This window comes from Sediminicola luteus (genome assembly GCF_002514735.1).
Lineage (GTDB): Bacteria > Bacteroidota > Bacteroidia > Flavobacteriales > Flavobacteriaceae > HQA918.
The window spans coordinates 546898-560684 of record NZ_KZ300476.1 but is presented as its reverse complement, the minus strand read 5'-3'; the positions used below and the strand labels follow the sequence as shown (position 1 = coordinate 560684).

The window sequence follows — 13787 nt, the reverse complement described above, 5'->3', positions numbered from 1 at the left end:
TTGGTTAGTTTAGCAGTTAAAAATAGTCGGAAATGTCCAATCTACGAATCAATACAACGCAAAATGTCAATCTAGATTATAAAATAGTAGGCCTGGGTGAAAGAATCCTGGCTTTTTTGATAGATGGCTTGGTGTTGTATATCTACTCGGTACTGGTCAACCTAGTGGGCGATGCCATTGGTTATGTATACCAAGACGGTTGGACCCAACGGGGTGTGGTTGGACTTATTTTTTTACCTGCTACCTGTTATAGTTTGATTATGCATTCGTTGTTCAACGGGCGTACCGTGGGTAAAATGTTACTAAAAATACGTGTGGTTAAGGTAGATGGTTCCCCGGTGCACTGGTCCCATTTTTTAGTGCGTTGGATGTTCCGTTTGATCGACATATGGGTTTTTATGGGCTCTGTCGGTATCATGTCTATCGTTTTTACTGAAAAGCACCAACGTTTGGGCGATGCCGCAGCAGGCACCGTTGTGGTAAGTACCAAAAACAAGACCAAGGTTAGCCATACTATTTTGGAAGAGGTAGAAGACACCTATCAACCCCAGTTTACCAATGTTACCCTGCTTACCGATAAAGATGTACGATTGATTAAGGAAGCCTTTTTGATCGCTAAACAAAGTAGTGATTTTAAGACTATGCGGGTGCTGCGTACCAAAGTAGATGGTATATTGCAGACCGGTAGCGAACTCTATGATCGACAATATATAGATACGGTACTTAAAGATTACAACTACTACACCCAACGTATGTAATCCACATTAGTTTCTATGACGCAAGAACTTTATCAAAAGGCCATAAGGTTTGCAGGTGCCAAGCATGCGAAGCAACAAGTGCCGGGTACCAAAACCAACTATTTGGCACATGTGTCCAACGTGGCCATGGAGGTTATGTTGGCCCATGCCCAGCAACCCGATTTTGACCTCGATTTTGCGGTTCAGTTGGCATTATTGCACGATACTTTGGAAGATACGGATACCGATATGCTGGAATTGATCGAACTGTTCGATGGCCCGGTAGCCTTTGGTGTATCAGCCTTGACCAAGGATGAAAACCTTCCCAAGGAAAAGCGGATGCAGGATAGTTTGGATCGGATAAAAACCTTTCCACGTGAAGTGGCCTTGGTTAAATTGGCCGATCGCATTACCAATTTGCAGCAGCCACCGGAGTTTTGGACTGAAGAAAAAGTTGAAGCTTATAAAAAGGAAGCTAGTCTTATATTAGTAGAATTGGCCGGAAGTTGCGATTATCTAGAAGACCGTTTGATCCGAAAAATCGAGGTTTACAGGCGTTAAATCTTTTTTTTTAAAGAACTGAAAAACCTATCATGGATTTTTACTTTGTATTGGACATATTAGGTACGATTTCCTTTGCTATCTCAGGGGTATTGGTTGCCTTGCGTATGCGCTTAGATCCTTTCGGGGTTTTTATCATTGCCTTTGTGACCGCTGTTGGTGGTGGCACGCTGCGTGATATGCTCATCGGTAATACACCGGTAGGCTGGCTCACCGATTCAGTTTACATTTTTACCATAATGGCTTCGGTTACCTTTGCCATTTTGTTTCGTGAAAAACTTCGGTACTTGGCCAAGTCGTTGTTTTTGTTCGATACCATTGGGATAGGACTTTATACTTTGGTGGGTATTGAGAAAGGGCTTACGGCCGGATTAATACCCATAATGTGTATCGCCTTAGGTACTATGACAGCCTGTTTTGGAGGCGTAATACGCGATATTTTATGTAACGAGATTCCCGTGATCTTTAGAAAGGAAATATATGCAACGGCCTGTATTGCAGGCGGAAGCTTATATTTTTTAGCCCGATTGACCCCCTTGGCTGAACCCTATTGTTACATTTTGGGTATACTTGCGGTAATAGGTATTCGCTTATGGGCCGTTCGTTTTAAGGTGAGTTTACCTAGTTTATACAATGAAAAAGCATAGGGGGGCTAGAAGGCTTCGGCCTTGGTAATGACTACGTTTTGTTTTGGCCAGTCCCCGTCATCTACAGGTAAATTATTGATTTTATCCACCACATCCATACCGGATATAACTTTACCGAAAGGGGTATACTCCCCATCTAGATGGTACGATCCGGGTTTGGTGACTACGATAAAGAATTCATAAGGTGAGGCCAGCATGTGCGGGTTGTTTATCTCACTACTGGGCATAGACACGGTACCTCTATGATGTTTGTGTCCTTTTCGGGTGTCTGGCGGTAACAGATAACGACCAATTTCCCGTCTCTTCCGTGAAGTTTCCTTGTTATCGGCATTACCTCCTTGAATGATAAAATTCTTTACGACCCTATGGAAGTAGGTATTGTCGAAATATCCGGCTTTGGCCAAATAAATAAAATTGGCCTTATGGTAGGGAACGTTGTTGTAGAGTTGAATGGTAAAATCGCCATGGTTGGTACTGATTTTTACCTTGGTTTCCTTTAGATCCTTGGCGTAGTTGAAGAAAAAATCGATTGCATTATCCTCGTTTAACCGAAAAGGTTCTTCTTCCGGTTCTTCGGCGGAGTCTACAACCACGGTGTCTTTTAGGGTTTCAACAACTTCAACTTCGGGTGTGGCTTCCATTTTTGGGGTATCTTTACAAGAATGGAAACCAAAAAGGGCTGCCAAAGCCCCTAGAGCGGCCAAATAGTTACGCATGGAATTCAACGTTTTTTTAGAACAACTCCCAAAAATAAAAAATCTACCCTTACCCGGGCTATCGGCTCATGCGAAAATGGTTCCGCCCTTGCGTCGTCGCGATTTGGAGCATATGACAGTGCCTGAACAAGCCAAAAGGGCAGGGGTTATGGCTTTGTGCTACCCAAACGAATCAGGTAACACGATGCTTTTATTGATTTTGAGAAAAACCTATAAAGGGGTACATGCGAACCAAATAGGCTTCCCCGGCGGGAAAGTAGAAATGGATGATCGCCATATTCAGGATACGGCCTTGCGGGAAACTTTTGAAGAAGTCGGTGTACCAGTTAATGAAATTCGTTTGGTACGTGAGTTAAGCGATGTCTACATTCCGCCCAGTAATTTTTTAGTGACCCCATTTTTGGGTTGGTGTGCCGCAGAGCCACGATTTATAATCCAGGAATCTGAGGTGGAAGCCTTAGTCAAAGTACCCTTGACCGAGTTCTTGGCGGTTGAATCGGTGCAAGAAAGGGAATTGAGTACGTCTTATGCGAATACCATGAAAGTGCCGGCTTTTATATTACAAGATCATGTGGTGTGGGGAGCCACGGCCATGATGTTGTCGGAAATCAGGGACTTATGGTTTCGGGCGCAATAAGCATTGATTTTGTACATTTGGGCACCAAACGACGCAACTTTTATGGGGATTTTTAAAGAGAACCCTTTCGGACATATATTATTTTTAAAGAAATGGCTTATCCGTATCGCCGGTGTTATAACGCATTCGCGCTATAAGGGATTTAACCGCCTAGAGATTGAGGGGTCACAGGTACTACGGGACTTACCTGAGACCAATGTGCTGTTTGTAAGTAACCATCAAACCTATTTTGCCGATGTAGTGGCCATGTTCCATGTATTCAATGCCAGTTTAAGTGGGCGTGAAGATAATATCCGAAATGTGGGGTATTTATGGCAACCCAAACTGAACCTGTATTATGTGGCCGCGGCCGAGACCATGAAACAGAGTTTGTTGGCCAAAGTATTGGCTTATGCCGGCTCTATCAGTATTGAACGTACATGGCGTTCGGCAGGGCAAGATGTAAACCGCAAGGTAAAATTCAGTGACATTTCCAACATCGGTAAAGCCTTGGACGATGGGTGGGTAATTACCTTTCCGCAAGGAACCACCACCCCATGGAAACCCTTAAGAAAAGGTACGGCCCATATCATTAAAAAATACAAACCCGTAGTAGTACCCGTAGTAATCGATGGCTTCCGTAGGTCATTTGATAAAAAAGGACTGTTTATTAAAAAGAAGGGTATACTGCAATCTATGGTAATCAAGGATCCGTTAGAGATTGATTATGACAATGAATCGGTGGCCGAGATAATTGAGAAGTTGGAATATGCCATAGAACAACATCCATCATTTTTGAAGGTAATACCTAAAGACCAGCTTCAGGCCTACGAAGAGCAGAATAAGAAACGGGAGTTTTAATTGGTCTTAACGAGTTTCAGCAGTTTAATATAGGTTGGTTTTGGCTTCTTTTTTCGCTTTTCTGTGCTGATTTTCAATTTCTTTTAACGCCTCATTCTGTTCTCCTTCCGTCAACTTGGAGTTGTTCATAATCCGATTTTTGAGATTGTTGAACACTTCTGAAATGGCGTTAAGGTAATCTGGTTTACCTGAATAATGTAATGCGATGTTCATTAAACCTAGTCGGGCTTACATTTCCATTTTCTTTAATTCTCTGAAATTACGGTTCAGTTTACGCAGTAAAAGGCCGTATATCAAATAATACAATCCACCAAAACACACCGTGGCAATTATTCCAAGTACTAGAATGGAACCTGCGAAGATATTCTTAAGTTTAGTAGGGGATATTTTCTTCGCATTTTCAGGCAATTGCAAAACTTGTTCTATATCATCCATGAAATAGAAATAACCAGCAATAAACACACAGGTCATAAACAAGAAGGTAAGGCTAGTTATAATGTAATACGTAACTGTTTTCTTGGTTTTTAGGATTTTGGCCATTAATGCCTTGGCGTTGTCCAACACCGATATTTCTTTGTACCTGCGATAGAATTGATACAAAAAGTAGAATATAATGGAGTACTGTAATACACTGGCCCCAATGAACCATGGGGTAATTCCCATACGATCGTACATTTCAAAACCTTCCTTTAATTGCATCGAAGGGGGGAATAAATAGAATAAATGCGGAATAATGAATTCCAGTATACTGATGATAAAAATCCATTTGACTATAGAAGACGATTTCTTCCAGATCATTTGGTGTATCTCATCACTACTAACCTTGGGGAAATAATCCCCTTTACGTTGCCAATCTTTTTTGAGCAAATCTAATTCATCCATCATAGCATTAGGGATTCAAGATAGTTCTCAATTTATTTTTTACGCGGTTCATCTTAACCCGGGCATTAACTTCGCTAATACCCATAGTTTCCGCTATTTCTTTATAGTTTTTGTCTTCCAGATACAAGAAAACAAGTGCTTTGTCAATATCGTTCAACTGCCTAATGGCCTTGTACATTAATTTAAGTTGTTGTTCTTCGGTAGGGTCATAATCTTCGGTTTTAATTTTGAAAATGACCGAATCATAATCTTGGGTCCTTACTCTTTTTTTAGATTTTCGGTACAAGGTTATGGCCGTATTCAAAGCCACTCGATACATCCAGGTGCTGAATTTGGAGTCGCCCCGAAACTTGGGGTAGGCTTTCCATAATTGTATGGTTATTTCCTGGAAAAGATCCTTATGGGCGTCTTGATCATGCGTGTATAGGCTACAAACCTTATGCACAATGTTTTGGTTCTCTTCGAGTAAGGCCACAAAATGTTGTTCCAGTTTCTGGTCCACGTATGTTTCAGGTTGGTTTACAATGGAGCTTTCAACTCCGGTTTCATTCCATTAGTAGGCGAAGTAAATAATTTGTTACAAAAAAACCGGCGCTTGGCACCGGTTTGTGTTTACTTTCTATAATCTAAGGCTGGTGGCCTATCGCCCAGGAGCGGGATGTATTCGAAATCTGCTCCCCTTCGTTCTAAAAATTCCGTTTTGGCCGCTTGTACCCATTTCGGGTTTTTAAAGAGATCAATGGCGGTCAAAGCCAGCGATTTGGCAGCGATCATCATGCCTTTGTTCCCAATTTCGGTTCCGCCTGCGGCCACAGCTTGCCAACTATGGGCCGGGGTACCAGGCACCCAAGTTGCGGCAGCCATTCCTACGGTAGGTACGGCAAAACTAACATCGCCCACATCGGTTGAACCATAGGCTTTAGCAGTTTCTTTATAGGGTTGTACGGCTAAGGCCATATCGGCGTTAACACCATCTTTGGCCCCTAAGCTTTTCGCGATTTTGTCGGCAAAGGTTTTTTCGGAAGGGGTATAGGTTTGTCCGCCAACCTTAGTGAGGTTGTCGTGCATTAGTTTCTGTAAGGTGAGGTTGGGCAGCAGCTCGTGCGTACCGCCGATCATTTCATAATCCATGGTGGTTCCCGTACCTAGGGCTGCCCCTTCTGCTGCTTTTACCATACGGTCAAAAACATCGATAACTACATCCCTACTGTTATGGCGGGCATAATAGTAGACCTCCGCAAAGTCGGGCACTACATTGGGTGCCTTACCGCCTTGGGTAATAACATAATGGATTCGCACTTTTTCAGGCACATGTTCTCGCATCATGTTTATCATCATATTCATGGCCTCGACGCCGTCTAGGGCAGAACGACCTCTTTCCGGAGAACCCGCGGCATGGGCCGAAACCCCGTGGAACCTAAATTTAGCCGATTTATTGGCCAAGGCTGCACCAGCACTGGCGGCATTTACCGAGGCAGGATGCCAATGCAAAGCTACATCTACATCGTTGAATAGGCCGGCTCGTACCATATACACTTTACCGGATCCACCCTCTTCGGCAGGACAACCATAGAATCGCACAGTACCTTGGGTTTTGGTTCGGGATAACCATTCTTTGGCAGCTATGGCTGCCGCAGCAGATCCGGTACCGAATAAATGGTGGCCACAGGCATGTCCGGCCGCTTTACCCAAACTTTGTTTTTCGGCCACCCGATCTTGCGACAGGCCGGGTAAGGCATCGTATTCGCCAAGAATTCCTATAACTGGACTACCGCTACCATATTCGGCCACGAAGGCGGTAGGTATACCCGCTACTCCTGTTTTTATGGTAAATCCGGCCTCTTTCAGGGTTTGTTGCAACAAGGCTGAACTTTGTTCTTCGAGGTACCCCATTTCGGCCAAGTCGAAAATTTCTTGGGCGATTTTTCCGTACTGCTCCGATTTTTGGTCCAAGCTTCGTAATACCTCTTTGGAGCTGGTTTGGGCTTGCCCCAGAGAAAAGCAGGCCAATACCCCTAGAAAAAATGTGTGTTTTAGTGTCATTGTTTAGTCAGTTGAATCGTTAAATATAGCCAAAACCAAATTAGCTTTTGTAGGCTTGCCAAAGGTATTTCGTAAATTTGGAAGACCAATTTTTTGTGATGAACATACCAATTTCGAGCGACCCTCGGGTCGTGATCATCGGGGGTGGCTTTGCCGGAATTTCCTTGGCACGGGAGTTAAGTGGTACCGAGGTTCAGGTGGTACTACTAGATAAGCACAACTATCATAATTTCCAGCCTTTGTTGTATCAAGTTTCTACGGGTGGCTTGGAACCCGATTCCATTGCCTATCCGATCCGCAAGGTATTGCAAGAATATCCGAATTTCTTTTTCCGATTGGCCGAGGTTGCCCAAATCGATACGGATAATAATATCATTCATACGAACATTGGTGACTTGTCCTACGATTATTTAGTGGTTGCTACAGGATCCAAGACCAATTTTTTTGGGAACGAACGGATTGCCACGAACAGTATGGCCATGAAGACCATACCCCAAGCCTTGAACCTACGAAGTTTGATTTTGGAGAATTTTGAACAGGCCTTACTTACCGATAACCTACCCAAGCGCGATGCCTTAATGAATTTCGTAATCGTAGGGGGTGGTCCCACTGGGGTGGAGTTGGCTGGGGCATTGGCCGAGATAAAAAAGGGAATATTGCCCAAAGACTATCCGGATCTCGATACACGTCGGGTACAGATTCATTTGGTACAAGGCGGAGACCGTATTTTACCAGGAATGAGTACAGTGGCCTCTGAAAAGGCTGAAATGTTTTTGGAGAAACTGGGGGTAGAAATATGGAAAAATACACGGGTAACCGATTACGATGGTAAATTGGCCAAAACAAAAGGGGAAATTCATTTTGAAACGGCAACCCTAATCTGGGCCGCTGGGGTCACCGGGGCTTTGGTAGCCGGATTGGATAATGAGAAGATTACGGTTCGCGGTAGCCGACTAAAGGTGGATGCCTACAATCGGGTAGAAGGGGTAGCTAATGTATTTGCTATAGGTGATATCGCTTGCATGCAAACGGAAGATTATCCGCATGGGCATGCCATGATGGCCCAACCGGCTATGCAACAAGGGAGGCATTTAGGTAAAAACCTACTTCGGATTATTTCGCAAAAACCATTGTTACCCTTTACTTATAAAGATAAAGGAACCATGGCGACCATAGGCCGTAATAAGGCCGTGGTAGACATGAAAGGCATGCGTTTTCAAGGGGTTTTCGCTTGGTTCATTTGGATGTTCGTACATCTCTATTTCCTCATAGGGTTTCGCAATAGGGTAGTAGTATTCGTGAATTGGGTGTATAATTATATCCGTTTTGATCGTGAGGCCCGTTTGATTATACGGCCGTACAAACGCGATTATTCGGCTTTTGAAGATTAGCCCCTAGGGTGGAATTTTTCCATGACCTCCGTCAAATGCTGACGGTCTACATGTACGTATACTTCGGTAGTGGTTATGCTTTCGTGCCCGAGCATTTGCTGAATGGCACGAAGATCGGCCCCATTTTGTAATAGATGGGTGGCAAAAGAATGCCTAAAGGTATGCGGGCTCACCTTTTTATCCATCCCAATCTTTTTTGCCAGTTGTTTGATTATGGTAAAAATCATGGCCCGGGTAAGTTGTTTTCCCCTTCTATTTAAAAATAGGGTGTCGCTAAATTCTGGGACTATAGGAATATGTACCCTTTGTTCTTCAATATATTGCGTTATGTATTTTTTAGTCAAGGTGCTTAAGGGAACCAGGCGTTGTTTTTGTCCTTTTCCGGTGACTTTGATAAAATCTTCATTAAAATAGAGGTCAGACATTCTCAATGCGACCAATTCCGATACCCGAAGCCCACAACCATATAAGGTTTCCAAAAGGGCTTTGTTTCTGTGTCCCTCTGGTTTTGAAAGATCAATGGCGGCAATAAGGGCGTCGATTTCGTTTTCGGAAAGGGTGTCGGGTAGTTTCCGGCCAATTTTAGGCGATTCAATTAAATCGGTAGGGTTATCGGTTCGGTAGTCTTCAAAAACTAAATAGGCGAAGAAAGCTTTTAGTCCAGATAGTACCCGAGCCTGGCTTCTGGGTTTAACTTGTTTGGCCAGCTCGTAAATAAATTGGGATAGGGTCTCTTGCTCAATGTCTAAAGGAGATGGGGATAAGGATCTGGCTAAAAGAAAATCGACCAGTTTTTGTACATCCATAGAGTAGTTTTGAACGGTATTGGCAGAGAGGCCGCGTTCAATGGTACAATAGGAGGTAAATTGGGTAATCGCTTGGTTCCAATCCATGACCCAAAAATACGAAGCTTTGGTCAAGATATCGATTAGCCGGATTAATTAGACACTTTATCGACTACTTATGCTAGGCTTACTTTATGTTTTTATTCACGGTAGGGCCATTACATCTAAAATGTAGGTAAATACATCTTAAAAAGTATAATAATGGTTCTTGCTCGGCCATATCTTTGGAATACCCACAAACACACCTACTTATGTACCCTTTCAACCAACGACTGGGGCGTGCATCTAGCTCCAATTATCTCAAGAAAACCCAATTCGGGCGTCTACGTAACTACTTACCATTATTTCTTCTTTTGCCATTCGTTCTGCCAAGTAAGCGTACCAAGTCTGGTTTAATCCAAAGGGATAGAAATCATGTGGTTATGATGGCCAATGAAGACCATTCAAGGGATGTTGAGTATTGGTCAGGTATGCATCAGGCTGACCCCGAAGGTCATAATCACAATAGTTATTCAGAGCCAGTAACAAACGTGGTTGACTTCGCTCCGCCAAATTATTCATGCCCTAATGTTTTCGGAGGTGTTTTTGATGACCGTTGGCAAGGTTATATCGGTAGGTGTTGTCCCATTAACATGGGTACTGATGCTCAGATTATACCTGGTCGGCATACTATAATTACAGAATCGACCCTAGATCCTAATACTTGTGGTAACCTGCCAACTATTTATCCTGGCAGCGATTATTCGATTCGTTTAGGTAACGATTCGGTTGGCTCACGTTCTGAGTCGCTCCATTATCGGATGACGGTAGATCCAGATAACCCCTTGTTTATTTATCGCTACGCAGTGGTTTTAGAGGATCCGGGGCATCCTCATGATGAACAGCCTGCCTTTGAATTGAGTGTTCTGGATTCCAACGGAGACTTGGTTGATCGGGATTGTGGCTACTATAGAGTAGTATCTACGTCAAATTTACCAGGTTTTAACGATTGTAATAATGGAAGGGTAGTCTATAAAGATTGGGCCTCTGTTGGTATCGATTTATCCGCTTTTGCAAATCAAGACCTAACCTTGGTATTCACCACAACCGATTGTGGTTATGGAGCCCACTTCGGGTATGCTTATTTTGAACCCATGCAGTGTAGGCCTTTTGAATTGGATACGAGTGATTTTTGCCCGGGGGAGTCTATTAACCTCAGTGCTCCCGATGGTTTTTCATATGATTGGAGTAATGGGGCCACCACAAGAAGTATTACGGTAAACAACCCGGTCCCGGGAGATACATATACTTGTACCATGACTTCTTTGGTGAATCAAACCTGTAAGATAACCTTGTCATATACCATACCGGTCTTTCAGGAAAACTCGGTAAGGTTTGAAGATAGTTTGGATGCTTGTACCTCTGAATTCGAGTTTGATGCCAGTATGTCCGAGCATTTTGCCCAAGGTGGGGCTGATGAGTATTTCTGGGATTTTGGAGATGGAACGAGTCGGTCTTCCGGTATCGACCCAAGAATTCGGCATACCTATGCCCAACCAGGTGATTATACCGTTACCCTGACGGTTCGAAACAGTACTTGTGAGTTTATTAGAACCTTGGATGTAAATGTGCCGGATGGCGATATACCTGGGGTAATCACCGGGCCAGATTATATTTGTTTAGGTGACGGAAGCACTGTAATTAATCAAGATACACCACCGATAACGATCAATGCCTATACACATCAATGGCAAAGTAGTGTAGATGGGGTAAACTTTACCGATATACCTGGCGAAACTAGCCCTGACTTAACCGTAGCTTCCATTACCACGGATAGTTGGTACAAAAGATTGGATTTGTTCCAGATTAATGGGCAAACCTGTCCGCGTGAAACAAACACTATTTCCATTCGGGTAAACGGTATTGATGCGCAAGGTACCATTGTCGGTAATCAAATTCTTTGTAGGGGTGCCACGCCCGGCGAATTGGGTACTGGGACATCTACACGATTTTTGGGTGTTCCCGAATACCAATGGCAAGGTAGTGACGATGGAATTGCCTTTACCGATATTTCTGGGGCTAACAATGAAAATTATGTTCCTCCGGTATTAGAGAACGACCAATGGTATAGACGTATAGATAATTCTCGTAGAGATAATCATTATTGTTCCGATACCACAAATGTTGTTCAGCTTCGTGTTAATGATATAGTTCCAGGAAGCATAACAGGTGCCGATACGTATTGTAATGGCGATACCCCTGTTCCTTTAACTACAGAGACGCCGCCTCAGGCCCAAGGAAATATCGAATATCAATGGCAACATAGTATAAATGGGGTCGACTTTGAAGACTTGCCCAATGAAGTGTTGGCCCAATTGACCTTAGGGCCTATTTCTGAAAATATGTGGTATCGTCGGGTAGATATTTCCGATATCGATGGCCAACAATGTAATGCCCCAACAGATCCGGTACAATTAGTTGTAAATGATATTAGCCCCGGTACCATTGGTCCTGATAGGGTGGTGTGTCCGGGTGAAAATGTCGAGACCATTTTATCCCAAATAACTCCGCAGGCCAGCGGTACCCTTGGTTACCAATGGCAAATGAGTACCGATGGACAACAGTTTGAAGATTTACCGGCTGAAACAAGCGAAAATCTAGACCCAGGTATTTTGGAAGGGACTACTTGGTTTAGACGTAAAGAGATATCTGAATTAAACGGGAATAGTTGCGAAACCTTGACCAATGCTGTTCAAATACAGGTAAATGGTGTAACTGCAGGGGTTTTGGCAACACCGGAACCCATTTGTTACGATAGCCAGGCAGCGATTCTAATAGAGAGTACGGCCGCTGAGTCCTATGGCAGTGTATCGTATCAATGGCAGCAAAGTTTGGACAATATCAATTTCGAGAATATTGAAGGCGCCACCCAAATGCACTACCAGCCCCCTAGTTTAACGTCAACGACTTGGTACAGGCGTATGGCAAGGTCCGAGGTAGACGGACAGTTTTGTGAGGCGGTGACCGATCCGGTTGAGCTAATGGTATACCCTCAGATAAGTACGCCCGAAGCCATAGTTGAACCACCTGTTTGTGACGCCTTGGGTGAACAAAGTCGTGGTATTTTGGTTCGTGTACCTGTAGAACAACTTACCGGAGGAACCGGAACTTGGAGTCGTTTCGATTTTTATTGGGATGCCAATACGCCCAACGACAGTAGCGACGACACCTTGCTACAATCAGGTACGGAAGCGACCTATATACAAGACACTTTTGAAGATCGGAACATTAGGGTACAAATATTCGATTCTGCCGGTTGTTCGGGAGAGACCTCGGCAAGTATATCGGGTATAAGGCCATTAACGGCTACCGCCAGTATAGAAGAAGAACTTTGTATGGGCGATCTTACCGGGGTGATCCATGTAGATATCGAAGGCGGATACCCACCCTATGAAACTGCGTTGAATACCAATTTTAATGCGGCTTACGAAATAGATCGCACTTCATTTTATGGGCTATCGGGAGGTAAAATCTATACCGTATATGTACGCGATAGTATTGGTTGTGTTACCGAAGTGTTGGTAGAGCTGGCACCTTCCGTTGATTTAACTTCTACCTTGAAAATGGTGTATTACTGTTATGAAACTAATGATGATATACGAAATAGTTTAGAAGTGGAAATGGATCCGGCCTTGTTGGATGGCGTGTTGTTTACCTTGGATAATGATTCTAAAACTACCCAAATTGAACCAGATTTCCATAATTTGAGCCCTGGGGAGCATCATTTGACCATTGCTTATAAAAATGGATGTGTTACCGAAGCGCTTCCTTTTATTGTACAAGAGATAAAACCTTTAGGCTTTGTTGCAGATACCAGTGTAAAAAATACGGTAAAATTAAGTGCCCATGGCGGTACACCTCCTTACGAATTCCGTTTTAACAATAGTTTTTTTGGTCCTGACACCGACTTTACCATATCGGAAACAGGTGAATATGAAATGATGGTTCGCGATGCGGCGGGTTGCGAACGGGTTTTAGCCATGGAATTAGAGTTTTTCCCCATATATATCCCCAATTTCTTTACGCCCAATGGCGACACCACCAATAATGAATGGCGACCTACCAATATCGATCAGTATCCGGGTGCGGTAACCTTGATATATGATCGATATGGCCGGGTGGTGGCCCGTTTGGGGTATTTAGAACCTTGGGATGGTACCTATGAAGGCATGCCATTGCCTTCGGGAGACTATTGGTATGTAGTAGAAGAGACCGCAGGTGCCAAGTCTATGGATCCTATTATGGGCCATTTTACTCTGTATAGATAAGAAAATAAAAACGAAAATATGGCATAGTGTTTCTCAAAAACCAATCAATATCCTTTTCCAAATTGAAAAGGTATTGCATGCCAAGACCGTGTTTTTAATGCGGAGAAGTAATCATAAGAAATGATTTGTGGATGAATGGCCTCCTGTAGCTTTTGGCAAGGGAGGTCATTTCTTTTTTATA

13 protein-coding genes are annotated in these 13787 nt (G+C 43.4%); 7 read left to right on the top strand and 6 right to left on the bottom strand.

The features are described from left to right. The first annotated feature begins 32 nt into the window (after positions 1-32). Genes B7P33_RS02230 through B7P33_RS02220 form a run of 3 tightly spaced genes read left to right on the top strand, consistent with a single transcriptional unit; the run spans position 33 to position 1945 of the window. Complete coding sequence (locus B7P33_RS02230; RefSeq protein WP_097440323.1) at positions 33-758, top strand: RDD family protein; 726 nt, start codon at positions 33-35, stop codon at positions 756-758. A 15-nt stretch (positions 759-773) separates the two neighbouring features. Then, a complete protein-coding gene (locus B7P33_RS02225) occupies positions 774-1298 on the top strand; it encodes an HD domain-containing protein (protein WP_097440322.1) in 525 nt (174 codons plus the stop codon). A 32-nt stretch (positions 1299-1330) separates the two neighbouring features. Further along, on the top strand, positions 1331-1945 hold the full coding sequence (locus tag B7P33_RS02220; protein ID WP_097440321.1) for a trimeric intracellular cation channel family protein: 615 nt from the start codon (positions 1331-1333) through the stop codon (positions 1943-1945). A gap of 5 nt (positions 1946-1950) precedes the next feature. Here the strand turns inward: B7P33_RS02220 and B7P33_RS02215 are convergent, their stop codons facing one another. Continuing rightward, positions 1951-2661: a peptidylprolyl isomerase gene (locus tag B7P33_RS02215; RefSeq protein WP_097440320.1), complete on the bottom strand. Its 711-nt coding sequence runs from the start codon at positions 2659-2661 to the stop codon at positions 1951-1953. Here B7P33_RS02215 and B7P33_RS02210 point away from each other — a divergent pair. Next, positions 2660-3298, top strand: coding sequence for an NUDIX hydrolase (locus B7P33_RS02210; RefSeq protein WP_097440319.1), 639 nt, complete (start codon positions 2660-2662; stop codon positions 3296-3298). The two genes, B7P33_RS02215 and B7P33_RS02210, sit on opposite strands and share 2 nt — an antisense overlap. 42 nt (positions 3299-3340) lie before the next feature. Then, entirely contained in the window at positions 3341-4138 is a 798-nt protein-coding gene (locus tag B7P33_RS02205) for a lysophospholipid acyltransferase family protein (RefSeq protein ID WP_097440318.1), read from the top strand. Between the two features lie 24 nt (positions 4139-4162). On the opposite strand, the gene B7P33_RS02200 is transcribed toward B7P33_RS02205, so the two are convergent. The 4 genes from B7P33_RS02200 to B7P33_RS02185 all read right to left on the bottom strand — a co-directional run bounded on the left by B7P33_RS02200 (position 4163) and on the right by B7P33_RS02185 (position 7063). Beyond that, positions 4163-4351 (bottom strand): DUF1542 domain-containing protein, encoded by a 189-nt coding sequence (locus B7P33_RS02200; protein ID WP_097440317.1) that lies wholly within the window; start codon positions 4349-4351, stop codon positions 4163-4165. Between the two features lie 15 nt (positions 4352-4366). Continuing rightward, entirely contained in the window at positions 4367-5023 is a 657-nt protein-coding gene (locus B7P33_RS02195; RefSeq protein WP_245871607.1) for a hypothetical protein, read from the bottom strand. Between the two features lie 4 nt (positions 5024-5027). Then, complete coding sequence (locus tag B7P33_RS02190) at positions 5028-5522, bottom strand: RNA polymerase sigma factor (protein ID WP_097440315.1); 495 nt, start codon at positions 5520-5522, stop codon at positions 5028-5030. A gap of 110 nt (positions 5523-5632) precedes the next feature. Next, positions 5633-7063 carry an amidohydrolase gene (locus B7P33_RS02185; RefSeq protein WP_097440314.1) on the bottom strand — a complete coding sequence of 477 codons (1431 nt, stop codon included), beginning with the start codon at positions 7061-7063 and terminating at the stop codon, positions 5633-5635. Between the two features lie 98 nt (positions 7064-7161). On the opposite strand from B7P33_RS02185, the gene B7P33_RS02180 reads away from it, so the two are divergent. Continuing rightward, complete coding sequence (locus B7P33_RS02180) at positions 7162-8454, top strand: NAD(P)/FAD-dependent oxidoreductase (protein ID WP_097440762.1); 1293 nt, start codon at positions 7162-7164, stop codon at positions 8452-8454. On the opposite strand, the gene xerD is transcribed toward B7P33_RS02180, so the two are convergent. Next, positions 8451-9347 carry a site-specific tyrosine recombinase XerD gene (gene xerD, locus B7P33_RS02175; RefSeq protein WP_097440313.1) on the bottom strand — a complete coding sequence of 299 codons (897 nt, stop codon included), beginning with the start codon at positions 9345-9347 and terminating at the stop codon, positions 8451-8453. The genes B7P33_RS02180 and xerD overlap by 4 nt on opposite strands. A gap of 584 nt (positions 9348-9931) precedes the next feature. Between xerD and B7P33_RS02170 the strand changes: the two genes are divergently transcribed. Continuing rightward, positions 9932-13606, top strand: coding sequence for a T9SS type B sorting domain-containing protein (locus B7P33_RS02170; RefSeq protein ID WP_172435829.1), 3675 nt, complete (start codon positions 9932-9934; stop codon positions 13604-13606). Positions 13607-13787 lie beyond the last annotated feature (181 nt).